This window comes from Clostridium ganghwense (assembly GCF_026735165.1).
Classification (GTDB): domain Bacteria; phylum Bacillota; class Clostridia; order Clostridiales; family Clostridiaceae; genus Clostridium_H; species Clostridium_H ganghwense.
On record NZ_JAPQES010000001.1, the window covers coordinates 844440 to 870692 of the forward strand.

Here is a 26253-nt window from a genome sequence, read left to right on the forward strand (position 1 = left end):
GGCTAATCCTATAATTTTTTTTAATACTCACCTTTTTTTAGTATATATCACATTAGTATTATCTCATTAAACTTCTTTTATTATAATACGTTTATATATTAATTTTGTAAAAATATTTCTTAAATTTAAAATAAAAGGATACTTATATATATTCTACATATAAGCACCCTTTTTCCTTCTCTATTTATCCAAATTTATATCTTTAAATTCCTCTAATTTTTCATTTTCAATTATATTTTGATTTTTTGATCCCTTACTAAATTTATTTAAAGGCATTTTTGCTTTGTTTTGTGAACATACTGTAGCAGCTCCACCTATACATCCACCATCGCACATCATTCCCTCTATGAAATTGCCAGGTAATTTCCCATTTTTGGCAAGCAACATATATCTCTTAATATTTTCGCGTCCACTAATTGTAACTGGTTTAAACTCTATATCTATTTCTTTATCCTTTATGATGTTTTTAATTGCTGCAGTAAGTCCTCCACCTTGAGCAAAGCCTCTGCCGTATGCTGATGCATCATCTACTTCAACATCATTACAACTTTCTAAATCAATTTTATAAGCCGAAATAATTGCTGCCAGTTCTTCAAAAGTTAAAACATAGTCAACTAATCCTTTTACCTCTTCTTTTTTCATCTCCATCTTTTTAGCAGTACAAGGTCCTATAAATACAATTACAGCATCTTCATCATTCTTTTTTATTAATTTTGCAGTTGCAATCATCGGTGAAACTGTATTGGATATATTCTCAACTTGATCTTTAAATTTATTTTCTATATATGCTACAAAACCAGGACAACATGAATTAGTCATGTATTTTTCGCCTTTTTCCATTCTTTCAACAAATTCCATAGCTTCATGTAAAGTAACTGCATCTGCTCCATAAGCTGCCTCAACCATATTTTCAAAACCTAATTTTTCTAAGGCATCTTTAACTTGTCCTACAGTTATGCTTGGACCAAATTGCCCTGTTATTGATGGTGCTATTACAGCATACACTTTCTTATCTGATTTTAAGTTATTAATAACGGAAACAATATAACTCTTGTCTGATATAGCTCCAAACGGACATGCAGCCATACAAGCCCCACAATTTATACAATCTTCTTCCTTAATTATAGCTCTTCTATCTTCATAATCTATATCCAAAGCATCAGTCGGACATACTTTTTTACACGGTCTCATTACTTCTGACACGGCATTGTATGGACATGCTTTTTTGCACAGACCACACTCTCTACATAAATTTTGATTGATATATGCCTTTCCATTAATTCTTGTAATAGCATTAGCTGGACATACTTCCATACATTTATGTTGAATACATCCTCTACATACTTCTGTAATAGTATACTTGTTAATAGGACATGTATCACAGGCTGCTTCGATAACATACATTATTTGATCATCTTTATCCTTATCCATTATATAATCAGCACAATCTCCATTAGTAATATATCCAGAAGCAATTTTGGCTCTTTCCTTCAATATAGCTCTTTCATGATAAACACAACATCTGTAAGTAGGTTTATTCCCTGGAATTATTTTATATGGAATCTTGTCTATATTTTCTTCCGTAAGTCTGTCTTCTTTAGCTAATAAAGCAACTTCTCTTAAAACCTCATATTTCAATTTTTTTAACTGTGTTTCAAATACATTCATCATTTTACCTCCTATTAATATAACCCATTTATACATTATTGTATTTTACAATAAGGAGTACGAGTTTTATCAAATCACATTCGTTTTTATTATAACAGATAATTATTAATAATGTAACAGCAAATTATTATAACAGATGATAAAATTTGACTATAACAGCTTTGAAATACAAAAATATATTTTTAAATTCTTATATTATTTTCTCTAGCATAGTAAAATAGATATTGTTGAGCAAAACCTGACAATTCTCCAAATTTATCTCTTCCAAACTCTCTGATCTTTTTTAATGATACATCTGGTGCTAAATAAAAATGCTGCATTGCTCTTTTCACCCATATATCTACTGGGAAAGCAGAATATTTATTCATTGAAAATAACATTATACAATCTCCAACTTTAGGACCAACTCCACTAAGTTTTTGTAATTCTTTGTGACACATATCATCGTCTAACTGCTTAATGTAGTCAATATCTATATCTCCATTTAAAATTCTATCGATGGTATTTTTTATATATTTGGCTCTAAAACCTGTTCCACATTTTTCTAAATCATTTATAGTACAGTTTTTCAAATTTTGAATACTAGGAAAAGTATAATATGTCTCATCTTTATACATAATAGTATTTCCCCACTTCTCAGATATATTATTTATTGCTCTTTTAATCATAGGTATTCTATTATTTGCAGAAATTATAAATGATATTATCATTTCAAACGGTTCTTGCTGCAAAAGTCTTATTCCCGTACCAAATTCAACAGATTTCTTTAGAAGTTCATCCTTACTCAAAATTTCTTTTATAGTATAGTAATCTCTATACAAGTCAAAATAATTACACCAAATATTTTTAAAGTCCTCTTCATTTGTGTTATATAAAATCACATCATTATCTTTTTTTTCTACTTCTATTACTTTTCCAAAAGCAACACCTATATAATTTCCATTTTCTTGCTGTTTCCATCTGAAACATTGACCACAGTCAAATATATGTGGAAGTTCGAAGTTTTTTACATCCTTTATTATTACACCATTTTCAAATTCTTCTATATAGTTAAAATCCATAATTACACTCCTCTTCTTTACATTTAATCTAGATTATATTTTAACTCTTATTACACTCTTTTATCCAGAGTTATCTTAAACTATAGTTTCGATAATTTTAAAATAAATTTTTATTAAAATATTGCCAAAGGAAAGTATCTTTAAAATATTCTTTATTAAATTTTATTAATAGTTTAAACTATTAATAGAATAATCAGATAAACTCTAAATATACGGCACATAAAAATAAACATTTATTTAAAACATATAACTTTTAATGAATAAGGAGGTATTTTTAAAATGAACGATAAATTAATTTACGATGGATGGCTAAAATTATACCATAGAAAAATAGATGGAAAACAATACGATATTATAAAAAATTACGATGCTGTTTCTTCAGTAATTGTAAATGAATTTAATGAAATTTTACTTGTAAAACAATTTAGGCCTTCTGTTATGGATTATACTTTAGAAATTCCTGCTGGTTGCATAGATGTTCCCGGTGAAAGTATTGAAAATTGTTTGATAAGAGAGATAAAAGAAGAAACAAATCTAGATATAATCAAAGATAACTTGAAAAAAATTGTGAAATATAAACCTATGATGGGATTCAGTAATAGTACTATGCATCTTTTTAAAGCTACTATAAAAAAATCTTCTCTTAAATGTAATAAGGTAAACGATGCTGATGTAACAGAAGTAATGTGGATGCCTTTTAATGAATTCGAGAAAAATATACAAAATGGGAAAATATGTGATAGTAAAACTGTAATGTCCTATTATTATCTTAAAGTAAATTTATAAATAAAATACCTAGAAGAATTAATTATATCTTCTAGGTATTTTATTTATTTATTATTGGTTAGATAGAAATTCATTAATAGCATTTGCAGCTTTTTTACCAGCTTCCATAGCAAGTATAACAGTAGCTGCTCCTGTAACAGCATCTCCCCCTGCATATACTGCATCTTTTGAAGTTTTACCTGTTTCTTCTTCTGTTACTATGCATTTCCACTTATTAATTTCTAGTCCTTCAGTTGTAGATGAAATTAATGGATTTGGAGAAGTACCAAGAGACATTATTACTGTGTCTACATCTATTATAAATTCTGAACCTTCTATCGGTGTTGGTCTTCTTCTCCCTGATTTATCAGGCTCACCAAGCTCCATTTTCACACATTTCATTCCTTTAACCCATCCGTTTTCATCTGCTAAAATTTCTACTGGATTAGTTAATAAGTCAAAAATTATTCCTTCCTCCTTTGCATGATGTACTTCTTCTAATCTTGCTGGAAGTTCTTCTTCTGATCTTCTATATACTATATGTGATTCTGCTCCAAGTCTTAAAGCCGTTCTAGCAGCATCCATTGCTACATTTCCTCCACCTACAACAGCAACCTTTTGACCTACTTTAACTGGAGTTGCATAATCCTCTTTGTGAGCTTTCATTAAATTCACTCTTGTTAAAAATTCATTAGCTGAAAATACTCCATTTGCGTTTTCGCCTGGTATTCCCATAAATTTAGGAAGTCCTGCTCCTGAGCCTATAAATAATGCATCATAGCCCTCTTCTTCCATCAACTTATCTATATTAGCAGTTCTACCTACTACTACATTGGTTTCTATCTTAACTCCTAATTTCTTTATATTTTCAATCTCAGCTCTAACTACTGTATCTTTTGGAAGCCTAAACTCTGGAATTCCATATACTAAAACTCCACCTGGTTCATGAAGTGCTTCAAAAATAGTGACATCATATCCTTTTTTAGCTAAATCCCCTGCACATGTAAGTCCTGCAGGTCCACTTCCTATTACTGCAACTCTTTTGTTTTTCTTAGGCTCTGTATCTGTAAGATTTACATTATTCTCTCTTGACCAATCCCCTACAAATCTTTCAAGCTTTCCTATTGATACAGGCTCTCCCTTTATGCCAAGTACACATTTTCCTTCACATTGAGTTTCTTGTGGGCATACTCTTCCACATACAGCTGGAAGAGAACTATACTTAGCTATAACTTTAGCAGCCTTTTCAAATTCTCTATTTTTAACATATTGTACGAAAGTAGGAATATCTATTGAAACTGGACATCCTTGTACGCATAAAGGATTTTTGCAATTTAGGCATCTACTTGCTTCTTCAACAGCTTGCTCTTCTGTGTATCCTAAGCATACTTCATCAAAGTTAACAGCTCTTACCTTAGGCTCTTGTTCTCTTACTGGAACTCTCTTCATTCTATCCACTATTCTTCACCTCCACAGCAACCACAGCCACCATGATGGTGATGATGTTTTTCTTTATTTGCTTCTTCTATCTTTATTTTTTCTCTTCCTTCTTCTGTTTTATACATTGCTTGTCTTCTCATAGCTTCATCAAAATCCACTAAATGTCCATCAAATTCCGGTCCATCAACACAAGCAAATTTAGTTTTATCTCCTACAGTTACTCTACAAGCTCCACACATTCCTGTACCATCAACCATAAGAGGGTTCATACTTACTATTGTTTTTATTTCGTAAGGCTTTGTAGCAAGAGAAACAAATTTCATCATTATGATTGGACCAATTGCCACAACATAATCATATTTTTTATCTTCATTATCTACTAAATCCTTAAATTTATCTGTAACTAACCCTTTAAAACCATAAGAACCATCATCTGTCGTTACATATACATTATCTGCTACAGACTTCATTTCATCCTCTAATATCAATAAATCCTTGCTTCTTGTTCCCATTATTACATCAGCTTTTATTCCATGTTCATGACACCATTTAACTTGTGGGTATACCGGTGCTGCACCTACTCCCCCTGATATAAATAATACTTTTTTATTCTTTAATTCTTCAATATTCTCATTTAAAAATTCAGAAGGTTTTCCAAGTGGACCTACAAAGTCTTCAAAATATTCTCCTTCTTTATATTTTGCCATTTCTTCTGTTGAACGTCCCACTGCTTGAAATACTATAGTTATCGTTCCCTTTTCTTTATTATAATCACAAATTGTAAGAGGAACTCGTTCTCCTTTTTCATGCATTTTTACAATTACAAACTGCCCTGGTTTAGCAGTATTTGCAACTCTTGGTGCCTCTATATCCATAAGATAAATGTTAGGCACTAATAATTTTTTCTTAATAATTTTAAACATATTTACACCCCATATCATCTTCAACAACAGTTTTTGTAATATAAATATTTTCGTATATTTATACACACAATTTATTTTATAACTTATATTATAATTAATAAACAGCTCTTCGTAAAGATAACTTTTTATAAAAATAAGTTTTTCTTATTCTTTCATTATTCATATATTTAGTATATAGGATTAGACTTAAATAGTATATAGTATCCTATAGAAATAACATATAACTTTTCCACTACAAAACGACCTACTTTTCTTTAAGAAAAGTAGGTCATGTAGTTAATGCTGTATATCTTATTTTATTCTCTTTCTACTATAATGCTTGTTCCCATTCCTCCGCCTATACAAAGTGTAGCTAAACCTTTTTTAGCCTCTCTTTTTTTCATTTCATATAGTAAAGTTATAAGAATCCTAGCTCCTGAGCATCCTATTGGATGTCCTAATGCTATAGCTCCACCATTTACATTTACTTTATCCATATCAAATTTCAAATCTTTTCCTACTGCTAAGCTTTGAGATGCAAATGCTTCATTAGCTTCTATTAAATCTATATCCTCTATTTTTAGTCCTGATCTTTCAAGAGCAACTCTTGTAGCTCCTACTGGTCCATATCCCATTATTGAAGGGTCTACACCTTTTGAACCATAAGAAACTATTTTAGCCATCGGTTTAATTCCTAATTCTTGTGCTTTTTCTTCACTCATAATAACTAATGCAGCTGCTCCATCATTAATCCCTGAAGCATTTCCTGCTGTAACTGTTCCATCTTGCTTAAAAGCTGGTCTTAATTTAGCTAAGCCTTCAGCAGTTGCTCCAAATCTAGGGAATTCATCAGTATCAAATACTACTTCTCCCTTTCTAGTTTTAATTACAACAGGAACAATTTCATCTTTAAATCTGCCCTCTTTAATTGCTTTTTCTGCTAAATTTTGTGATCTTAGTGCAAATATATCTTGTTCTTTTCTTGTTAGATTCCATTGTTCTGCTATATTTTCTGCTGTTATTCCCATATGGTAATTATTGAATGCATCCCAAAGACCGTCTTTAATCATTGTGTCTACTAATTTTGTATCTCCCATTCTTTGTCCCCATCTAGCAGCTTCCATTGTATATGGAGTTGCAGACATGTTTTCCATACCACCAACTACTAGTATATCAGCATCTTCAGCTTTTATCATTTGTGCTGCAAGAGATACTGCTCTTAATCCTGATCCACAAACTTTATTTAAAGTAAATGCTGGTGTTTCCACTGGAATACCTGCTTTTACCATTGCTTGTCTTGCTGTATTTTGTCCTTGACATGCTTGTAGAACATGTCCCATTATAACTTCTTCAACTTGTTCTGGTTTAACTCCTGCTCTATTTAAAGCTTCTTTTATAACTATAGCTCCTAGTTCTGCTGCTGGAACACTTTTTAAACTTCCATCATATTTACCTATGGCTGTCCTTACTGCACTTACTATAACTGGGTTTTTCATAATAATACACTCCTATCAATTTAATTATTTTTAGTAAGTATAAAAACCTTTTTTAGTCTTTCTTCCAAGCCACCTAGCTCTTACATATTTTCTTAGCAATGGATGAGCTCTATACTTTGGATCCTCAGTTTCATGGAATAATACATCCATTATGGCAAGACATACATCTAATCCTATAAGGTCTCCTAAAGCTAGAGGTCCCATTGGGTGATTAGCTCCTAACATCATAGCCTTATCTATATCTTCTGCAGAAGCTATATTTTCTGCTAATATACCTACTGCTTCATTTATCATAGGAATTAAAATCTTATTTACAACAAATCCAGGTGCTTCTTTAACTTCTACTGGCTGTTTTCCAATTGCCTCTGATAATTCTTTTACAGCAGCAAAAGTTTCTTCTGAAGTTGCCATTCCTCTTATGATCTCTACAAGTTTCATAATAGGTGCTGGGTTAAAGAAATGCATTCCTATAACCTTATCTGGTCTATTTGTTGAAGCTGCAATTTCTGTAATTGAAAGTGATGATGTATTTGAAGCAAGTATTGTTTCTGATTTACACATCTTGTCCAAATCACCAAAAATCTGCTTCTTTATTTCCATATTTTCTATCGCTGCTTCAACAACTAAATCGCAATCAGCTGCCATATTTAGGTCAACTGTTCCTGTTAGTCTTGATAATATTTCTTCTTTATCATTTTCTTGTATTTTTCCTTTTGATACTAATTTAGAAATATTTTTATTTATTCCAGCAAGTCCTCTTTCAACAAACTCATCTTTTATATCCCTTAATACTACCTCATGTCCTTTTACAGCAAAAGCTTGAGCTATTCCTGCTCCCATTGTACCTGCTCCTAAAACACATATTTTCATATTATACCTCCTTAAAATCTTATAAACTAATTATTCTTAAACTATACTAAGTTTTGAATAATATTTTTCTATATACAGTTGTTGTAAAAACCTTTACATGACATATTAACAGCAATTGTTATGCCATTATTAAAAACTATTTTTATTCCTATGAAAACCTGATAATAACGACTTTTACTCTGTACTAAGAATTTAAATACAAAAAAACAAAATAAGATAAAGTGTCTTTTTTTTTTACACTTTATCTTATTTTCTTTTTTGTTTTACAATACTACAGTATTTAAAGAAAATGTATATTTTTTTTACATGTATATTTTTTATACATTATTTAAGTTATATAGTTCTATTTTTTTATACAATCCTGCCCTACTTATCCCTAAAATTTTTGAAGCTTCATTTTTATTGCCTTTAGTCTGTTTCAAACATTCTTCAATAATTTCTTTTTCAACATCTTGAATTATATCTTTTAAGTATCTCTCTCTTTTTGGATATCCTTTATAATTCTTTAACTTATTTTTTATTATTCTTTCAGGTAAATGATCTGTTTTTATAATTAAATCTGAATCCAGCAAATTTATGGCTCTTTCTATAATATTCTCAAGTTCTCTAACATTTCCAGGCCAATTATAATTTAATAGATATTGTAGAGCCTCTTTTGAAATACCTTCTACATATATTCCTAATTTATTTGCAACCTTTATTCTTAAGGCATTTGCCAAGCTAGGTATATCTTCTTTTCTATCTCTTAAAGGAGGTATATTTAATTTCATTACATTAAGTCTATAATATAAATCTTCTCTAAATTCTCCTTTTGCACATTTCTCTTCTAAATTTTTATTTGTAGAGGCAATTATTCTAACATCTATCTTATTAACATTACTTCCTCCTACTTTAGTAAATTCTCGCTCCTGAAGTACACGCAAAAGTTTTACTTGCATACTTAATGGCATGTCCCCTATTTCATCCAGTAATATTGTTCCTCCATTGGCAATTTCAAATTTACCTTTTTTCCCTCCTTTTTTTGCTCCTGTAAATGCCCCATCTTCATAACCAAATAGTTCAGATTCCAATAATTCAGGAGGTATGGCTGCACAATTAATTTTTATAAAAGGTGCTAAATATCTTTTGCTTGTATTATGAATTGCATTAGCATATAATTCTTTTCCAGTCCCACTTTCGCCTAAAATTAGAACATTTGAATCTGTATTAGCCACTCTTTTCCCCATATTCTTTACACTTTTCGTTTTAGAAGCATCACCAATAATATCATTAAAAGAATATCTAGCCTTTTTTTCTTTTCCTAGTTCTCTTTTATAATATTCTATTTCTTTTTCTAAATTATTAAGCTTCTTACTTAATGAAAAAAAATCTCCTACATCTTTAAACATAGCTTTACCTACTGCCCCCACAACTTCACCATCTTTTTTTATAGGCATACGCATAGCAATCATTTTATTTCCTCTAATTTCTTGCACTTCTCCGACTTCCATATTTCCAGTTTCTAGAACTATATGTAATCTTGTATTTTCTATTACTTCAGTAACATGCTTGCCTTCTGGTTGAGCAATCTCAAGAAATTCTTTATATGACTTACTCATCATAGTTATCCTTCCATTTTGATCGATGATAACTGACCATTCATTAGTCATATTCATTATAGAGTGTAAAATATCTATATAGATTTTATCTTCATATGTATTATTGTTATCCATGTTAGCACCTCACTCTTTTTCAATTTTTATACTATTAAAGATATCGATAGTAACTTATCTTGATAATATCATTTTTATTTAGATAATTACAAATTTAACTTAGAGTAAGATTGTAAATTCACCTTTCTTATTGATTTGTTGTAAAAAAAGTTAAAAGTTTTATACTTTTTTACATAAAAAAAAAAGCCATACATATTGTACAGCTTTTAAATATCCAAATAAAGTTTGATAACTAAATCGAAATCAATTGCCATATTTAGGTCAACTGTTCCTATTAGTCCTTACAATATTTACTCCGATGCTATGCATCGGAGTAAAACTTAACTCAAACTTTAAATTAGTTTTTCATAGCTTTGATTTGAGCTGTTAATTCAGGAATTATTTTATTTAAGTCCCCAACTAATCCCAAATCTGCTGCACTCATAATTGCAGCATCTGCATCTCTATTGATAGCGATTATGTAATCACTGTCTTGCATTCCTGCTAAATGTTGGATTGCTCCTGAGATTCCGCATGCAACATATACTTTAGGTCTTACAGTTTTTCCTGTTTGACCTACTTGTAATGCGTGATCTATCCAGCCATTATCAACTGCTGCTCTTGATCCTGCTACTGTTCCACCTAATGCTTCTGCAAGTTCTTCAAGCATTTGGAAGCTTTCTTTATTTCCCATTCCTCTTCCACCTGCTACAAGTACTTCAGCTTCACTGATGTCTGCTACTTCTTTAGCTATTTTTACTACGTCTAATACTTTTATTCTCATATCTTCGTCAACTAAGTTAACTGATACTTTTTGTATTTTAGATTCATCTATTCTTGATTCATCTTTTGCTAATCTATCAAATACTCCAGGTCTTACTGTTGACATTTGTGGTCTGTGTTCTGTACACATGATTGTTGCCATTAAGTTTCCACCAAATGCTGGTCTTGTCATCATTAAGTGTCCTGTTCCTTCTTCTACATCTAATGCTGTACAGTCAGCAGTTAATCCTGTTGAAAGTCTTCCAGCAACTCTTGGACCTAAGTCTCTTCCTATGAAAGAAGCTCCGATAAAGATTACTTCTGGTTTTATTTCATTAGCTAAATCACATATTACTCTTGTATAAGCATCTGTTGTGATGTGTGCTAATCTTTCATCTTCAGCATATAATACTTTATCAGCTCCATAAGCTAATAAATCTTTTGCTAAATTATCTACTTTATCTCCTAATAAAACTGCAGTTAATTCTACTCCTAATTTATCTGCAATTTCTCTTCCTTTTCCTAATAATTCTAGAGCTACCTTTTGTAGTTCTCCATCTCTTTGTTCTGCAAATACCCAAACGCCTTTATGATCTGCTATATTCATACTATATCCCTCCTAGTTCTACTAAATATAGTGTTTTTCTTTTAATTTTGAAGCTGCAAATGCTGCTGCTTCTTTTGCTGATACACTAATAACTTCACCTTTTCCTTTTGGTTCTTTAGTCATTGACTTCTTAACCTTTGTTGGTGAACCTTTTAATCCTAGACACGCTTTATCTACATCTATATCATCTGCACTCCATACTTTTACTTCTTTTGCAAATGTTGTGAAAATGTTTTTCATGCTCATGTATCTTGGTTCGTTTAATGAATCTATTGCTGTTAAAAGACATGGCATTTTAACTTCTAGCATTTCATATCCATCTTCTAAAGCTTTTCTTACTTTTAATGAATCGCCTTCTACTGCTACTTCTTCAACATAAGTTACTTGTGCAAGTCCTAAATGTTCTGCTATTTCTGGTCCTACTTGTGCAGTATCTCCATCGATAGCTTGTCTTCCTGCAAATATTATGTCATATTCTAATTTCTTTAATGCTCCAGCTAAAGCATGTGAAGTTGCTAATGTATCTGCTCCTGCAAATGCTCTGTCTGAAATTAATACTGCTTCATCTGCACCCATTGCAAGTGCTTCTCTTAAAGCAGCTTCTGCTTGTGGAGGTCCCATACTTATTACAGTAACTTCAGCTCCGTTAGCATCTTTTAATCTTAATGCTTCTTCTAAAGCATTTTTGTCATCTGGATTGATGATTGATGGAACTCCTTCTCTTATAAGTGTTCCTTTAACTGGATCTATTTTAACTTCGTTTGTATCTGGAACTTGTTTTAAACAAACAACTATCTTCATTATTTAAACCCTCCTCATTACCTGTTTATAGATTATCTGAATAACGCTCCTGAAATAACCAATTTTTGAACTTGAGAAGTTCCTTCGTATATTTCAGTTATCTTAGCATCTCTGAACATTCTTTCTAATGGATAATCCTTAGTATATCCGTATCCACCTAATAATTGAACACATTGAGTTGTTACAAACATAGCAGTTTCTGCTGCAAATAATTTAGCTGTTGCAGCTTCTACTGAATATGGAAGTCCTGCTTGTTTGTTGCATGCAGCTTTGTATACTAAGTATCTAGTAGCTTCAATTCTAGTTTTGCAATCTGCAGCCATCCAAGATAATCCTTGGAATTTAAATAATTGTTTTCCAAATTGCTTTCTTTCTTTCATGTATTCTACAGCTTCATCTAAAGCACCTTCAGCTATTCCTAAAGCTTGAGCTGCTATACCAATTCTTCCTCCATCAAGAGTCTTCATTGCTATACCGAAACCTTTTCCTTCTCTTCCAAGTAAGTTTTCAGCTGGAACTTCACAATCTTCAAATATAAGTTCAGTAGTTGATGATGCATTTATTCCTAATTTATCTTCAACTTTTCCGATTGAGAATCCTTTGAAACCTTTTTCTAAGATAAATGCAGATATTCCTTTAACACCTTTGCTCTTATCTGTCATAGCGAATACTATGAAAGTATCAGCATATCCACCATTTGTTATGAATATTTTTTGACCATTTAATATATATTTGTCTCCGTCTTTAACTGCAACTGTTTGTTGAGCTGAAGCATCTGTTCCAGCATTTGGTTCAGTTAATCCGAAAGCACCTATTTTTCTTCCGCTTGCAAGATCAGGAAGATATTTAGCCTTTTGATCTGCATTACCAAATTGGTCTATTACTGATGCACAAAGTGAAACGTGTGCTGAAAGAATAACACCAGTAGTTCCACATTTCTTAGATAATTCTTCAACAGCTAAGATGTATGATAGATAGTCTCCACCTGCACCTTCAAATTCTGTTGAAAAAGGTAGTCCCATTAATCCGTATTGAGCCATCTTCTTAACATTTTCTATTGGAAATCTATGTGCTTCATCTATTTCTGCCGCTATAGGTTTAACATCATTTTCAGCAAATTCTCTTACCATTTGTCTTACTAATTCTTGTTCTCTAGTGAATTGAAAATTCATTTTCTTACCTCCTATCTGTTTTTAAAACCTTCTAACTTTCTTTTTTCAACAAATGCAACCATAGCATCCTTTTGGTCTTCTGTTGAGAAACATTCACCAAAAACTTCTGCTTCAATATTAATAGCAGTATCCATATCTACTTGCATACCCCTATTAATAGCTTGTTTGCATAAGCTAACAGCTATTGGCGCATTGCTAGCAATTTTATTAGCAAGCTTCTTAGCTTCATCAAGTAATTGCTCTGGTTCAACAACCTTATTTACAAGTCCTATTCTGTATGCTTCTTCAGCCTTTATTATGTTTGCTGTATAAATAAGTTCTTTAGCTATACCCATACCTACAATTCTTGCAAGTCTTTGAGTTCCACCAAATCCTGGAGTAATTCCAAGAGTTACCTCTGGTTGTCCAAATTTTGCTTTTGTAGAAGCAAGTCTCATGTCACATGCCATTGATAACTCACATCCACCACCTAAGGCAAAACCATTAACAGCAGCTATAACAGGTTTTTCTAAAGTTTCTAACTTTCTGAACACCTTATTTCCTAAAGCCCCAAATTTTCTTCCTTCTATAACGCCTAAATCTTTCATTTCTGAAATGTCAGCACCTGCTATAAATGCTTTTTCACCAGAACCTGTCAAAATTACAGCAAGAACTTCCTCATCATTTTCAATTGTGTCAATAACCATATTTAATTCTTTTAAAGTTTCTGAGTTTAATGCATTTAATGCTTTAGGTCTGTTAATAGTTACGATAGCTAAATTTCCTTCTTTTTCAAGCATAACATTCTTAAATTCCATAATAATCCTCCCCATAACTTTACCTTTGCCATCAACTAAATAACAAATTCAACAAATTTTCGTGTTAGATTGTTAATAACCTAACAATTAACTCAAAAATTTTTTTGAAGTATGAGAACTTCACTTAAAATACAAACTTTTCAAACAAACTTTTTAAACAAACTTTTTAAACAAACTTTTCAAACAAACTTACATTTCTTATTATATAACTTCTGCTTTGATATTTCAATAAAAATTAACAATATTTTTGTAAACGTAAACAGCTCTTCCACTATTTTTCTTTAGCCTAATATATATAAATAAAACCTATCTAATTTTCATAATATATTGTTCTAACTACAAAACTATTACTAAGATAATATAAAATCTCTCTAGAGAATTATAATCCCAATAACACATAAATAAAAGGCAAGGATTTTTAATAAAAAATCACTTGCCCAATTTAAATTAACTTCTTCCGTTTAATAAATATGTTAAAGTAAGTAAGCTTTCACTTAAATGTACGTTTTCTATTTTCACCTCTTCATCAGCTTGCAAATCAACTGGTGCAAAGTTCCATATACCTTTTACTCCATTTGCAACTAATGTATCACATATTTTTTGTGCACTTGATTTTGTTACACATATTACACCTATATCTACTTTATTATCCTTCAAAAATTGTTCTAAATTATCTATATCTTGTATTTCTACATCTCTAATCTTAATACCTATGAGTTTAGGATTTACGTCAAAAATTGCTTTTAATGTTAATCCAAATTTATCGAAATTATAATTTGCGATAGCCTGACCTATGTTACCAGCACCTATAAGTACAGTATTGTATTGCTCATCTAAGCCTAGTATTGAACTTATTTCTCTATATAAGTCTTTAACATTGTATCCATATCCCTGTTGTCCGAAATCACCAAAACAGTTCAAATCTTGTCTTATTTGTGAAGCTGTAAATCCTATCTTTTCACTCAATTCTTTTGAAGATATTCTATCAACATCATTTTTCATCAGTTCATTTAAATATCTATAATACTTTGGCAATCTTCTAATAACAGCCATTGAAATATTTCTCTTCTTCTCCACTTGCCCACTCCTCACTTTTTACTTTACTATTTAGAACATCACTTATTTTTTAATATTCACATTAATTCTTGAATATATTACACAGCACTTTTACTATGATCATATATAACATTGATTGCATTCGTATAGCACATATCTATGCTTGCTTTGTTAAAACACCAAACCTACAAACTTACAAACCTACAAATTACATAATAATATAAGAGTATTTAATATTATTCCTAATCTATATTATATAAAGAATTCTCTTAATATTAAAGTTATCTTTATCGAAAATCATAAATTTAATTAAATTATTGTAAAAAATATTCATTAATTCTTTGATTTACCATTGTTTACTTGTTAAATTTTTAGCTATTAATAAACGTATTTATTTACTCATTATTATACATATCTTCCTAATTATTTTCAATTACGTTATAAAAATTCAAACTAAATTTACTATACAAAAAATTTATACTACAAAACTTATACTTAACATAGTAAAATATACTGGGAAGGTGAGCTAAATGATAGTTTTAAGTTGTAAAGATATTCATAAAAGTTATGGCATTGATGTAATATTAAAAAATGTAACCTTTAATATAAATGAAGGAGAACATGTAGGCCTTGTAGGTCCAAATGGAGCTGGAAAATCTACTCTATTTAAAATATTGAATAAACAATTGGAACCAGATAGTGGAGATATTTTTATTGATAAAAATAAAAAAATAGGTTATCTTTCTCAACATCTCTCTTTAGAAAGTAATAATTCTATATATGATGAAGTATTATTAGTTTTTGAGAATCTATTAAAGCTTGAAAATAAATTAAGTGAGCTTGAAAAAGAAATGAATAAACCTTATGATCCAGCTAATGAAAAGTATCATAATAAAATAATCAAAGACTACACTACAGCCTCTGAACTTTACACAAACAGAGGAGGATATACTTACAAAGCTGAAATTAATAAAGTTTTAAAAGGATTAGGTTTTTTAGAAAATGATTATTCAAAACCTATAAATATTCTAAGTGGTGGTCAGAAAACTCGAGTTGCCCTGTGTAAGCTTCTTCTTTCAAACCCTGATATTCTTTTATTAGATGAGCCTACAAACCATTTGGATTTGGAAGCTATTGAATGGCTTGAAGAATATTTAAAAGCTTATAAGGGTACAATCATTGTTATCTCTCATGACAGATTCTTTTTAGATTCTATTACAATCAAAACCTTTGAATTATCAAATGGTTATGTAGAAACCTATAATGGAAATTATACTGCATATATTGAACTTAAGAAAAAAGTATATGAAGAAAAGTTAAAGGCGTATAATCTCCAGCAATCAGAAATAAAACGCCAAGAAGAGATAATAGAAAGATATCGTTCTTTTAATAGAGAGAAAAGTATACGTGCTGCTGAAAGTAGACAAAAAGCTTTAGATAAAATTGAGAGAATCGAAGCTCCTACTAAAAACAATAAAATAACTAAATTAAAATTTCAAACTCAAATTCAAAGCGGTAACGATGTACTTCATATTGAAAATTTATCTAAGCATTATGGAAGTAAAACCTTATTCGAAAATTTAAACCTTGATATAAAACGCAGTGAACATATAGCGTTGATAGGGGATAATGGAAGAGGTAAAACTACTTTATTTAAAATTTTAATGGATAAAGTTAAAAGCGATGAAGGTACATGTGTACTTGGGAAAAATGTATTTATAGGATACTATGATCAAGAACAATCAAATTTAGAACCTGAAAAAACAATAATTGATGAAGTATGGGATGATTTTCCTAAACTTACAACTACAGAAGTTAGAACTGCTCTTGCTGCATTTTTATTCATAGGAGATGATGTTTTTAAAAAAATCTCTTCATTAAGTGGTGGAGAAAAATGTAGAATAAATCTTCTAAAGCTTATGCTTTCAAAATCAAATTTTTTATTGCTAGATGAGCCTACTAACCATCTAGATATTATGTCTCGTGAAGCCTTAGAAGATTCTATACTAAACTATGATGGAACTGTTCTAGTTATATCTCATGATAGATATTTTTTAAACAAAGTAGTTGACAAAATTCACGAATTAAATATTGATGGTATAAAAACTTATCTAGGAAATTATAGTTATTATGTCGAAAAGAAAAAGAACCCTTTAAGATTTCAAGAAATAGAAGAATTTGAGGGTAAAACCAAAACTCAAATAAAATCTGAAAAGAAAAAGAAAAGAGAAGAAGAAAAATTAGAAAAACAAAAAAAACTAAAAATTAAAAATCTGGAAAAAGAAATAGCTAACTTAGAGCAAGTTCTAGAAGATCTTCAAAGTAATCTTTGTTTAGAAGAAGTTTATTCTAATCCTGAAAAAAGTGAAGAGGTAAACAAAGAAATTACTGATACTGAAGTTCGTTTAGAAAAATTATATGAAGAATGGGAAGAATACCTTTAACTAAAAAACGTCGATTACTCGACGTTTTTTTAGTTAAAATATATATTAAATTACAGTGTATTTTAATCCGTGAGCCTTTGCAACCTCCTTGTAAGTAATTTTTCCCTGCATAACATTTACTCCCTTTAACAAATCTTTATTTTCTTCTATTGCCTTCCTAAATCCTTTATTAGCAATTTCTAAAGCATACGAAAATGTTACATTAGTTAAAGCAAAGGTTGAAGTTCTTGCTACAGCACCAGGTATATTAGGAACTGAATAATGAATTACTCCATACTTTTCAAAAGTAGGATTATCATGACTCGTGATTCTATCAATTGTTTCTATAGAACCACCTTGATCAATTGCTACATCTACAATCACTGATCCTCTCTGCATTGTTTTAACCATTTTTTCTGTAACTAACTTAGGTGCTTTTCCACCTGGAATAAGAACACTTCCAATAAGCAAATCTGACTTTTTAGCCATCCTACATATATTATAGTTATTTGACATAAGAGTTGAAACTCGTGCTCCAAAAATATCATCAAGATATGCAAGTCTTGCTGCATCTCTATCAATTATAGTTACATGTGCTCCCATTCCAACTGCTATTTTTGCTGCATTACTCCCAACGGTTCCTCCCCCTATAATCACTACTTCAGCTGGTTCTACCCCTGGTACTCCTCCAAGAAGCACTCCTTTTCCCCCTTCATGCTTTTCAAGAAATTGTGCTCCTATCTGTACAGCCATTCTTCCAGCAACTTCACTCATAGGACGTAATAGAGGAAGAGATTTATTTTTTAACTGAACTGTCTCATAAGCAATTCCAATAATTTTTTTATATAAAAGTGCTTTAGTAAGTTCTAAAGACGCTGCTAAATGTAAATAGGTAAATAAAATTTGGCCTTCTTTTAATAAAGAATACTCTTCTTTTAAAGGTTCTTTAACTTTTAAAATCATGCCAGCCCTGTCATAAACTCCTTTTGCACTTTCCACTATTTCAGCTCCAGCTTCAATAAATTCTTCATTACTGATACCACTACCTAAACCAGCCTTATCTTCTACAATAACGTTATGACCATTTTTTAAGAAAGCTTCTACTCCAGAAGGTGTTATAGCTACTCTGTTTTCGTTGTTCTTTATTTCCTTAGGTACTCCAATTATCATAACATTCCTCCTTTTATACACTTAATAAATTAAGTGTATGTAATTAGTTTATTTAATCATACATAATTCTCTTATATATAGCATATATTTGAATTTATGACTTGTATTTTATTTACTGTTTTGGTTTATGATGATACAATAAACATAAATATCACTATTTTTTATACATTATCCATCATTAAACATATACTAATTACTTAAATACCTTATACAATAGTTTATGCTAACGAAAAAGGAGTGGTGAAAATGACTAATAAAGAATTAAAAAAGTTAGTTTGCAGTACTATTGACAATAATGCAGAAAAACTCATAGATTTTGCTAAAAAGCTTGATGAGTGTCCAGAGCTTGGATTTAAAGAAAATAAAACCTCAGAACTTGTAGCAAATTTTTTTGAAGAGTTAAATCTCCATTATAAAAAGAATTTAGCTATAACAGGTGTAAAAGCCAAATTAAAAGAAAACTGTGAAGGTCCTAATATAGCTATTCTTGGTGAATTAGATGCAGTTCTTTGCCCAACTAGTTCTAAGGCAGACCCCCTAACAGGAGCAGCTCATGCATGTGGTCATAACCTACAACTTACAGCAATGATAGGTGCAGCCTTAGGATTAAAATTATCCAATATATCTGATACACTTCATGGTAATGTAACATTTATGGGGGTTCCTGCTGAAGAATTTATAGAAATTGAATATAGAGAAAAACTTCATAAAGAGGGTAAAATTCATTTCTTTGGAGGAAAACAAGAACTTATATATCTAGGTGAATTTGATGATGTAGATATTTCTATGATGATGCACTCAGATAAAAACACACCTGAAACTAAAGTCTCTGTTGGTGACACAAGTAATGGCTTTATGGCTAAAACTATTCAATATCTTGGTAAAACTGCTCATGCAGCTGAAGCTCCTCACGAAGGTATTAATGCTTTAAACGCAGCGATGATAGGTCTTATGGGAATAAATGCTCTTAGAGAAACTTTTATAGATGAAGATCATGTTAGAGTTCATCCTATTATTACTAAAGGTGGCGATACTGTTAATAGCGTTCCATGTGATGTTAGACTTGAAACTTATGTTAGAGCTAAAAGCATGAAATCAATTGAAAACACTCACACCAAAGTAGATAATTCTTTAAAAGCAGGTGGTTATGCTGTAGGTGCAGAAACTATCATAAAAACAATCCCAGGTTATTTACCTTTAAACTGCGCCAAAGATTTAAACAACTTATTTGTTGATAACACTTTAAAACTAATTCCCAAAGAACAAGTTATCAATGCGGGACATTTTGGTGCTTCTACAGATATGGGAGATTTATCTCATATAATACCTACAATACATCCTTTTATAGGTGGTGTTACTGGTGCTCTTCATACAGAAGATTTCCATGCAGTAGATTATTATTCAGCCTGCATATTACCTGCAAAAATATTTGCTATGACCGTAATCGATTTATTAAGTAATAATGCTGGAAAAGCTAAGGAAATCAAAGCAAATTTTAAACCTTTATTAACCAAAGAAGAGTATATAACTATGATGGAAAACTATTTTAGCTAAATATTTTAAAAAGGGGGATTTTTAATGAAAAATTGGAAACTTCATGGAATAGTTCTTATTTTAGTAATTATATCTGAACTTATAGGTACTTTTAAATTTAAATGTGGTCCTGGAACTATAGTTTTATTACCTATGCTATACGCCTTAATAATAGGCATATTTTTAACTCCTAAATTCTTAAAGGTGGTAAACCAAAAAGATATGTCTAATGCAGGAAGCTTAATAACTATAACGCTAATGTTACTTATGGCTCGTTATGGTACTTTAATAGGTCCAAGTTTACCTAAAATAATAAAAGTTGGACCTGCTCTCATTTTCCAGGAACTAGGAAATATAGGGACTATTTTTCTTGGTATACCTCTAGCTGTTATGCTAGGTCTAAAAAGAGAGTCTATAGGCGCTGCTCATTCTATAGCTCGTGAACCAAATGTAGCCTTAATAAGTGATGTTTATGGTATGGATGGTGCAGAAGGCCAAGGAGTTATGGGTGTATATATATGTGGTACAGTTTTTGGAACTATATTTTTTGGTGTAATAGCAAGCTTTTGTGCTGCATACCTACCCCTACATCCATACTCATTAGCTATGGCTTCTGGCGTTGGAAGTGCTAGTATGATGACTGCCTCTGTAGGCTCTTTAAGCACTATGTTTCCTCAAATGAAAGATACCTTAGCTGCTTTTGGTGCTGCAAGTAACATGCTGTCTGGTCTTGATGGATTATATATGTCATTATGGATAGCACTACCCATTTCAGAATGGCTCTATAGAAAAACATACAAAATCAAATATGGAACTTTACCTACAATAGAAGCAAAGGAGGGTAAATAATGAAGACAAAAGACATTTTATTTATAATGATTATAGTAGCAATTTTATCCTTAGTAGGTAACTTAATAGGCTATAAAAACGGAATTATAGAATCCCTTCCCGGAATGCTAATACTTGTTGGAATTTGTGTTGCTGGAGTACTATTATCTAAAATTATTCCTATTAAAATTCCAAGTGTAGCATATATAGTTTTAATTGGTTGCCTTTTAACTTTTCCTGACTTTCCATTTGCATCTTCTATTTCAGCTTATGTAAAAAAAGTCAATTTCTTATCTCTAACAACACCAATACTTGCTTATTCAGGTATTTCAATAGGAAAAGACTTAGACTCTTTTGCAAAAATTGGTTGGAAATTAGTATTATTATCTTGTTTTGTCTTTATAGGCACTTATTTATCATCAGCTATTATTGCTCAAATAATATTAAAAGCTATTGGTCAAATTTAATATTTATTATTATATATATATTATTTTAATGATTATTCAAAAGAAGTTTAGAGAATTCATTCTCTAAACTTCTATAAACGTTGTCCACAAAAGGGACAAAATATAATCTTTTCAAACGATTCACCTAGTTCATTGCCACAGTATGGACAAAATTTCATCTTAGTACTGTGTTTCTTCTTTTTTTCTAAAGTCTCTACTAATCTATCTCCATTTATAGGGGTATGAATAACTTCATCCACTCCATTTTCTTTATAATCATCTATATTTAAATCATTACTTGAAGACAATATACAAAGTACACTTGGATTAATATTTTTAATTTTTTTTATAAGCCTATCTCCTGTTATTTCTTTCATTATTAAATTAACGATAATAATATCTGGAGAAAATTCTTTCATCATTCTCTCTGCTTCATATTCATCACCTAACTCAACACTATATCCTAATCCCATAAGTAAATCTTTTATAATAATTTTCTCAAATTTACTATCATTAATAAGAAGTACTTTTTCCACCCTCTCATCACCTCTAATATTTATGTAATCCATTATATGTTTGAATAGAAATATATTCTTATTCAATATATTTCTATTCAAACACCAATCTTATAATTATTATTATAAATTAAATTTTATACTATAAAAAGTAATTTTCTTCGGTTTCACATATAATCATAACATTCTACTTTAAATATTTCAAAAAATCAAAAATTAAGCAACCCAATAAAAAAATATCGAGTTGTTTAATTTTTAATTCCATACAATTATTCTCTTTTTCTCTATTCCCCTTTTTAATCATATAAATGACATGCTACCATATGTGTATTTTCTATTTGTTTCATTTTCGGCTCTTCCATTTTGCAAATTTCCATACATTTACTACATCTCGTATGGAATCTACATCCCTTAGGAGGATCAATAGGGCTAGGAACATCTCCCTTTAAAATTATCCTATCTTTTCTTTTTGTAGGATCTGGTATTGGAATAGCTGAAAGAAGAGCTTGTGTATAAGGATGTTTGGGATTATCGTACAACTCGTCATCATTACCTATCTCAGCTAACTTTCCAACATACATAACTCCCACACGACTACTTACATGTTTAACTACATTTAATCCATGTGCTATAAATAAATAAGTCAAATTAAATTCTTTTTGAAGATCATCTAGTAAATTTAGTACCTGTGCCTGAATAGATACATCCAGTGCAGATACAGGTTCATCACAAACAATTAATTTGGGATTAAGAGCTAATGCTCTCGCTATACCTACTCTTTGTCTTTGACCTCCACTAAATTCATGAGGATATCTATTTCTTTGATAAGTAGCAAGTCCAACACATTCTAATAATTTTCTTACCCTCTTTTCAACATCTTCTCCTTTGGCAATATTATTTATTTTAATGGGCTCAGCAATTATATCACCTATAGTCATTCTAGGATTTAAAGAAGCATACGGATCCTGAAATATAATTTGTATTTCTTTCCTTAACTCCTTTTGTCTTTTTTTATTAGCATCAATAATATTTTCATCATTAAAAATAATCTCTCCACTAGTAGGCTTGAGTAAATTTACAATCATCTTTCCCGTAGTAGACTTTCCACATCCTGACTCTCCTACAAGTCCTAAAGTTTCACCTTTATATATATCAAAAGTTACATCATCTACTGCTTTTACGTTATTTGTAACTTTGTTAAATACTCCTGAACGTATTGGAAAATATTTTTTCAAATTCTTAACCTGTAACAATACTTCTGACATTGCGCTTCCCCCTTTTAGCTATACAAAAAACACCTAACTTCTCTGCCATTAACATTAACTAATTCAGGTTTTTCCTTTGTACATCTCTCTATGCACTTAGTACATCTTGTACTAAAAGGGCACCCTTTAGGTAAATTTAATGGGTTAGGAACTACCCCTTCTATCATAAAAAGTTTTTCTTTCTTATTATCTACTTTAGGTATAGAGTTTAAAAGTCCTTCAGTATAAGGATGAAGTGGCTTTTGGAATATATCTCCTACCTTTCCTTTTTCCACAATTTGACCTGAATACATAACTACAACTTTGTCAGCAGTTTCTGCAACTACTCCTAAATCGTGTGTTATAAGTAAAATAGATGTTCCGAACTTATTCCTTAACTTTAACATCAAATCTAAGATTTGTGCCTGAATAGTTACATCTAAAGCAGTAGTGGGCTCATCTGCAATTAAAAGTTCTGGCCTACAAGCAAGAGCTATAGCAATCATCACACGTTGTCTCATACCACCACTCATTTGATGTGGATAATCTTTGATTCTTTTTTCTGGAGAAGGAATTCCAACTAACTCAAGCATTTTTACAGCTTCTTTAGCTGCATCCTTTTTACTCATGTTCTTATGTCTAATTAATGTTTCACATATCTGCCTTTCTATAGTGAAAACAGGATTTAAGGACGTCATAGGCTCTTGAAATATCATAGATATTTTATCTCCTCTTATATCCTGCATTTGTCTTTTGTTTTTTTCTAATAAATCTTCCCCATCAAATAAAATTTCGCCGTCTACTATTTCTCCTGGGGGACTCTGTATCAATCTCATTATAGATAAGGAGGTTACACTTTTTCCACTACCAGACTCTCCAACAATAGCAACAACTTCTCCCTTTTCTACTTCAAAATCCACACCATTTACCGCATTAACAATTCCGGCTTTTGTTTTAAATTGAGTTTTTAAATTTTTAACTTTCAATAACATCTAGTGTCCCCCCCTTAATTGCGTAATCTTGGATCTAAAGCATCACGAAGTCCATCACCAAATAAATTAAATGCAAGTACTGTAATTGTTATAGCTATTCCTGGGAAAACAACTATATGAGGTGCATTGAAAAAATACCCTCTTCCTGAACCTAGCATACTTCCCCACTCTGCAGCTGGTGGTTGCACTCCTAATCCTAAAAATCCTAAAGCTGCAGTATCCAAAATTGCTGAAGATACACCTAATGTAGCACGCACAACAATTGGCGAAATAACATTCGGTAAAATATGTTTAAATATTATTGCACTATCACTATTTCCTATTACTCTAGCTGCCTGAATATACTCGCTTTCCTTTACAGCTAAAATTGAACTTCTAACTATACGTGCATATTCAGGAATAGTAACAATACTAATTGCAATAATAGCTTTATCTATACCACGACCTAGTGCACTCATAAAAGCTATAGCCAAAAGTAGTGATGGGAACGCTAAAATTACGTCCATAAATCTCATGATAAGCATATCTATTTTCCCACCATAATATCCTGCAACAGATCCTAGTACAGTTCCTATAGTAAGAGCAAAAGCAACCGCAGTTATACCAACTCTCAACGAAATTTTTGTGCCATCTATAATTCTACTTAAAATATCTCTTCCCTGCTCATCAGTACCAAACCAATGTAACTTTGATGGTGTTTGTAAGCTTTGAGATAACTCCCCCACATTAGGATCATAAGGCATAATATATCGCCCTAAAATAGCTATAATAATCAAAATTACAATTATAATCATTCCAAATATAGCTGTCTTATTTTGTTTTAACATATCCCACATTTCTCTCCATTGAGAAAAACTCTTTTCTTCTTTTAGTTCTTCAGTTCTATCTATAAACTTATCTTTTATTTCTAAATTGTTTTCCATACTAAGACCTCCCTTAAGAATATTTGATTCTTGGGTCTAACTGAGCATACAATAAATCTACAAGTAAATTTACAACGACAAATATTATAGCTAACATCATAACCGATCCTTGAACTACAGGATAATCTGATTTTAAAATTGCATCTACAGTATAACTCCCAACTCCTGGCCACGAAAAAACACTTTCTGTTAAAACTGCTCCTCCAAGTAGAGAACCCAATTGTAATCCTATTACTGTAATAATTGGAATCAAAGCATTTCTTAAAGCGTGACTTAGTATAACAGTTTTTTCAAAAATCCCTTTTGCTCTTGCAGTACGTACATAATCCTGTCTTATTACTTCAAGCATTGTAGATCTGGTCATACGTGTAATTATAGCAGTCGAATATGATGCTAGAGCAATAGCTGGTAATATTATATGACTTAAAGCATCTTTAAAAGCTTCCATGTTTCCAGTAAGTAAGCTATCTAACAAGTATAGTCCTGTAATGTGCTGTGGTTCCATTCCTATTTGAATTCTTCCAGCAACCGGTAAAATACCTAACTTTACAGAGAACAACACTATAAGCATAAGTCCAAGCCAAAATATAGGCATTGATACTCCTAGCAAAGATACTATCATACTTATATAATCAACAACTGTATTCTGCTTAACTGCTGAGATAACGCCTATTAGAATACCAAAAATTGAAGCTAGTATAATTGAAACCAAAGCAAGCTCAACTGTAGCTGGAAATCTTGACCCCAACTCCTTTACCACTGATGTTTTAGTAATAAGTGAATTTCCCAAATCTCCATGTACTATTCCTTTTAAGAAATCAAAATATTGTATATATAATGGCTGATTTAACCCTAATTCTTCTCTAAGTTTTGCAATCTGTTCCGTAGTTGCATGTTGTCCTAAAATTATACTGGTAGGGTCGTTTGTAAATACGTGCATTACCAAAAATACCATTATAGAAACTCCAAATAAAACTGGAATAAGCATAAGCAATCTTTTAATTGTATATTTAATCATAAGCTTCCCCCTATCTCTAAATATGAAAATGGGAAACCCTCAAAAGGGGGTTTCCATCTATACTCTTTATTAT

The 26253-nt window shown here is 30.9% G+C and carries 23 protein-coding genes; 5 read left to right on the forward strand and 18 right to left on the reverse strand.

Features of this window, described 5'->3' with window-relative positions:
- Positions 1-180: 180 nt before the first annotated feature.
- Positions 181-1668: a 4Fe-4S dicluster domain-containing protein gene (locus OXH55_RS03825; RefSeq protein ID WP_268048123.1), complete on the reverse strand. Its 1488-nt coding sequence runs from the start codon at positions 1666-1668 to the stop codon at positions 181-183.
- 182 nt (positions 1669-1850) lie between these two features.
- On the reverse strand, positions 1851-2729 hold the full coding sequence (locus OXH55_RS03830; RefSeq protein ID WP_268048124.1) for a DNA-3-methyladenine glycosylase family protein: 879 nt from the start codon (positions 2727-2729) through the stop codon (positions 1851-1853).
- Between the two features lie 279 nt (positions 2730-3008).
- Between OXH55_RS03830 and OXH55_RS03835 the strand changes: the two genes are divergently transcribed.
- On the forward strand, positions 3009-3515 hold the full coding sequence (locus OXH55_RS03835) for an NUDIX hydrolase (protein ID WP_268048125.1): 507 nt from the start codon (positions 3009-3011) through the stop codon (positions 3513-3515).
- A gap of 51 nt (positions 3516-3566) precedes the next feature.
- On the opposite strand, the gene gltA is transcribed toward OXH55_RS03835, so the two are convergent.
- The 10 genes from gltA to OXH55_RS03885 all read right to left on the reverse strand — a co-directional run bounded on the left by gltA (position 3567) and on the right by OXH55_RS03885 (position 15109).
- The gene (gene gltA, locus OXH55_RS03840) at positions 3567-4952 is read right to left on the reverse strand and encodes an NADPH-dependent glutamate synthase (protein ID WP_268048126.1); all 1386 of its coding nucleotides are present in this window, start codon (positions 4950-4952) and stop codon (positions 3567-3569) included.
- Entirely contained in the window at positions 4952-5857 is a 906-nt protein-coding gene (locus tag OXH55_RS03845; RefSeq protein WP_268048127.1) for a sulfide/dihydroorotate dehydrogenase-like FAD/NAD-binding protein, read from the reverse strand. The genes gltA and OXH55_RS03845 overlap by 1 nt, the downstream gene beginning before the upstream one ends.
- A gap of 296 nt (positions 5858-6153) precedes the next feature.
- A complete protein-coding gene (locus tag OXH55_RS03850) occupies positions 6154-7332 on the reverse strand; it encodes an acetyl-CoA C-acetyltransferase (protein ID WP_268048128.1) in 1179 nt (392 codons plus the stop codon).
- Positions 7333-7362: 30 nt separating this feature from the next.
- Positions 7363-8202 (reverse strand): 3-hydroxybutyryl-CoA dehydrogenase, encoded by an 840-nt coding sequence (locus OXH55_RS03855; RefSeq protein WP_268048129.1) that lies wholly within the window; start codon positions 8200-8202, stop codon positions 7363-7365.
- Positions 8203-8519: 317 nt separating this feature from the next.
- Complete coding sequence (locus OXH55_RS03860) at positions 8520-9914, reverse strand: sigma-54 interaction domain-containing protein (protein WP_268048130.1); 1395 nt, start codon at positions 9912-9914, stop codon at positions 8520-8522.
- 337 nt (positions 9915-10251) lie between these two features.
- A complete protein-coding gene (locus OXH55_RS03865) occupies positions 10252-11262 on the reverse strand; it encodes an electron transfer flavoprotein subunit alpha/FixB family protein (RefSeq protein WP_268048131.1) in 1011 nt (336 codons plus the stop codon).
- 21 nt (positions 11263-11283) lie between these two features.
- Entirely contained in the window at positions 11284-12063 is a 780-nt protein-coding gene (locus tag OXH55_RS03870) for an electron transfer flavoprotein subunit beta/FixA family protein (protein ID WP_268048132.1), read from the reverse strand.
- A 32-nt stretch (positions 12064-12095) separates the two neighbouring features.
- Complete coding sequence (locus tag OXH55_RS03875; protein ID WP_268048133.1) at positions 12096-13235, reverse strand: acyl-CoA dehydrogenase; 1140 nt, start codon at positions 13233-13235, stop codon at positions 12096-12098.
- A gap of 11 nt (positions 13236-13246) precedes the next feature.
- Positions 13247-14032, reverse strand: coding sequence for a short-chain-enoyl-CoA hydratase (locus OXH55_RS03880; protein ID WP_268048134.1), 786 nt, complete (start codon positions 14030-14032; stop codon positions 13247-13249).
- Positions 14033-14479: 447 nt separating this feature from the next.
- Positions 14480-15109 carry a redox-sensing transcriptional repressor Rex gene (locus OXH55_RS03885; protein WP_268048135.1) on the reverse strand — a complete coding sequence of 210 codons (630 nt, stop codon included), beginning with the start codon at positions 15107-15109 and terminating at the stop codon, positions 14480-14482.
- A 509-nt stretch (positions 15110-15618) separates the two neighbouring features.
- Between OXH55_RS03885 and abc-f the strand changes: the two genes are divergently transcribed.
- Complete coding sequence (gene abc-f, locus OXH55_RS03890) at positions 15619-17532, forward strand: ribosomal protection-like ABC-F family protein (RefSeq protein ID WP_268048136.1); 1914 nt, start codon at positions 15619-15621, stop codon at positions 17530-17532.
- A 45-nt stretch (positions 17533-17577) separates the two neighbouring features.
- Here abc-f and ald read toward each other — a convergent pair whose 3' ends face one another.
- A complete protein-coding gene (gene ald, locus OXH55_RS03895) occupies positions 17578-18681 on the reverse strand; it encodes an alanine dehydrogenase (protein WP_268048137.1) in 1104 nt (367 codons plus the stop codon).
- 246 nt (positions 18682-18927) lie between these two features.
- Between ald and OXH55_RS03900 the strand changes: the two genes are divergently transcribed.
- The 3 genes from OXH55_RS03900 to OXH55_RS03910 are packed head-to-tail and all read left to right on the forward strand — an operon-like array spanning position 18928 to position 21509.
- Positions 18928-20235 carry an amidohydrolase gene (locus OXH55_RS03900; protein ID WP_268048138.1) on the forward strand — a complete coding sequence of 436 codons (1308 nt, stop codon included), beginning with the start codon at positions 18928-18930 and terminating at the stop codon, positions 20233-20235.
- 24 nt (positions 20236-20259) lie between these two features.
- On the forward strand, positions 20260-21063 hold the full coding sequence (locus OXH55_RS03905) for a DUF3100 domain-containing protein (RefSeq protein ID WP_268048139.1): 804 nt from the start codon (positions 20260-20262) through the stop codon (positions 21061-21063).
- Positions 21063-21509 (forward strand): DUF340 domain-containing protein, encoded by a 447-nt coding sequence (locus tag OXH55_RS03910; RefSeq protein WP_268048140.1) that lies wholly within the window; start codon positions 21063-21065, stop codon positions 21507-21509. Before OXH55_RS03905 ends, OXH55_RS03910 begins: the two co-directional genes overlap by 1 nt.
- 71 nt (positions 21510-21580) lie before the next feature.
- Here OXH55_RS03910 and OXH55_RS03915 read toward each other — a convergent pair whose 3' ends face one another.
- The 5 genes from OXH55_RS03915 to OXH55_RS03935 form a co-directional block, all read right to left on the reverse strand.
- Entirely contained in the window at positions 21581-22057 is a 477-nt protein-coding gene (locus OXH55_RS03915; RefSeq protein ID WP_268048141.1) for a response regulator, read from the reverse strand.
- 242 nt (positions 22058-22299) lie between these two features.
- Positions 22300-23268: an ABC transporter ATP-binding protein gene (locus tag OXH55_RS03920; RefSeq protein WP_268048142.1), complete on the reverse strand. Its 969-nt coding sequence runs from the start codon at positions 23266-23268 to the stop codon at positions 22300-22302.
- Positions 23269-23282: 14 nt separating this feature from the next.
- Entirely contained in the window at positions 23283-24239 is a 957-nt protein-coding gene (locus OXH55_RS03925; protein WP_268048143.1) for an ABC transporter ATP-binding protein, read from the reverse strand.
- 14 nt (positions 24240-24253) lie between these two features.
- Positions 24254-25162: a nickel transporter permease gene (gene nikC / locus OXH55_RS03930; protein WP_268048144.1), complete on the reverse strand. Its 909-nt coding sequence runs from the start codon at positions 25160-25162 to the stop codon at positions 24254-24256.
- Positions 25163-25175: 13 nt separating this feature from the next.
- The gene (locus OXH55_RS03935) at positions 25176-26180 is read right to left on the reverse strand and encodes an ABC transporter permease (protein ID WP_268048145.1); all 1005 of its coding nucleotides are present in this window, start codon (positions 26178-26180) and stop codon (positions 25176-25178) included.
- Positions 26181-26253 lie beyond the last annotated feature (73 nt).

Bases quoted from the DNA above. Each gene is read 5' to 3' on its own strand.
- nikC (WP_268048144.1), bottom strand. From the start codon at position 25,162: ATGGAAAACAATTTAGAAATAAAAGATAAGTTTATAGATAGAACTGAA.
- OXH55_RS03830 (WP_268048124.1), bottom strand. From the start codon at position 2,729: ATGGATTTTAACTATATAGAAGAATTTGAAAATGGTGTAATAATAAAG.
- abc-f (WP_268048136.1), top strand. From the start codon at position 15,619: ATGATAGTTTTAAGTTGTAAAGATATTCATAAAAGTTATGGCATTGAT.
- OXH55_RS03855 (WP_268048129.1), bottom strand. From the start codon at position 8,202: ATGAAAATATGTGTTTTAGGAGCAGGTACAATGGGAGCAGGAATAGCT.
- OXH55_RS03860 (WP_268048130.1), bottom strand. From the start codon at position 9,914: ATGGATAACAATAATACATATGAAGATAAAATCTATATAGATATTTTA.
- OXH55_RS03845 (WP_268048127.1), bottom strand. From the start codon at position 5,857: ATGTTTAAAATTATTAAGAAAAAATTATTAGTGCCTAACATTTATCTT.
- ald (WP_268048137.1), bottom strand. From the start codon at position 18,681: ATGATAATTGGAGTACCTAAGGAAATAAAGAACAACGAAAACAGAGTA.
- OXH55_RS03880 (WP_268048134.1), bottom strand. From the start codon at position 14,032: ATGGAATTTAAGAATGTTATGCTTGAAAAAGAAGGAAATTTAGCTATC.
- OXH55_RS03835 (WP_268048125.1), top strand. From the start codon at position 3,009: ATGAACGATAAATTAATTTACGATGGATGGCTAAAATTATACCATAGA.
- OXH55_RS03935 (WP_268048145.1), bottom strand. From the start codon at position 26,180: ATGATTAAATATACAATTAAAAGATTGCTTATGCTTATTCCAGTTTTA.
- OXH55_RS03870 (WP_268048132.1), bottom strand. From the start codon at position 12,063: ATGAAGATAGTTGTTTGTTTAAAACAAGTTCCAGATACAAACGAAGTT.
- OXH55_RS03905 (WP_268048139.1), top strand. From the start codon at position 20,260: ATGAAAAATTGGAAACTTCATGGAATAGTTCTTATTTTAGTAATTATA.
- OXH55_RS03910 (WP_268048140.1), top strand. From the start codon at position 21,063: ATGAAGACAAAAGACATTTTATTTATAATGATTATAGTAGCAATTTTA.
- OXH55_RS03915 (WP_268048141.1), bottom strand. From the start codon at position 22,057: ATGGATTACATAAATATTAGAGGTGATGAGAGGGTGGAAAAAGTACTT.
- OXH55_RS03900 (WP_268048138.1), top strand. From the start codon at position 18,928: ATGACTAATAAAGAATTAAAAAAGTTAGTTTGCAGTACTATTGACAAT.
- OXH55_RS03925 (WP_268048143.1), bottom strand. From the start codon at position 24,239: ATGTTATTGAAAGTTAAAAATTTAAAAACTCAATTTAAAACAAAAGCC.
- OXH55_RS03825 (WP_268048123.1), bottom strand. From the start codon at position 1,668: ATGAATGTATTTGAAACACAGTTAAAAAAATTGAAATATGAGGTTTTA.
- OXH55_RS03850 (WP_268048128.1), bottom strand. From the start codon at position 7,332: ATGAAAAACCCAGTTATAGTAAGTGCAGTAAGGACAGCCATAGGTAAA.
- OXH55_RS03920 (WP_268048142.1), bottom strand. From the start codon at position 23,268: ATGTCAGAAGTATTGTTACAGGTTAAGAATTTGAAAAAATATTTTCCA.
- OXH55_RS03865 (WP_268048131.1), bottom strand. From the start codon at position 11,262: ATGAATATAGCAGATCATAAAGGCGTTTGGGTATTTGCAGAACAAAGA.
- OXH55_RS03875 (WP_268048133.1), bottom strand. From the start codon at position 13,235: ATGAATTTTCAATTCACTAGAGAACAAGAATTAGTAAGACAAATGGTA.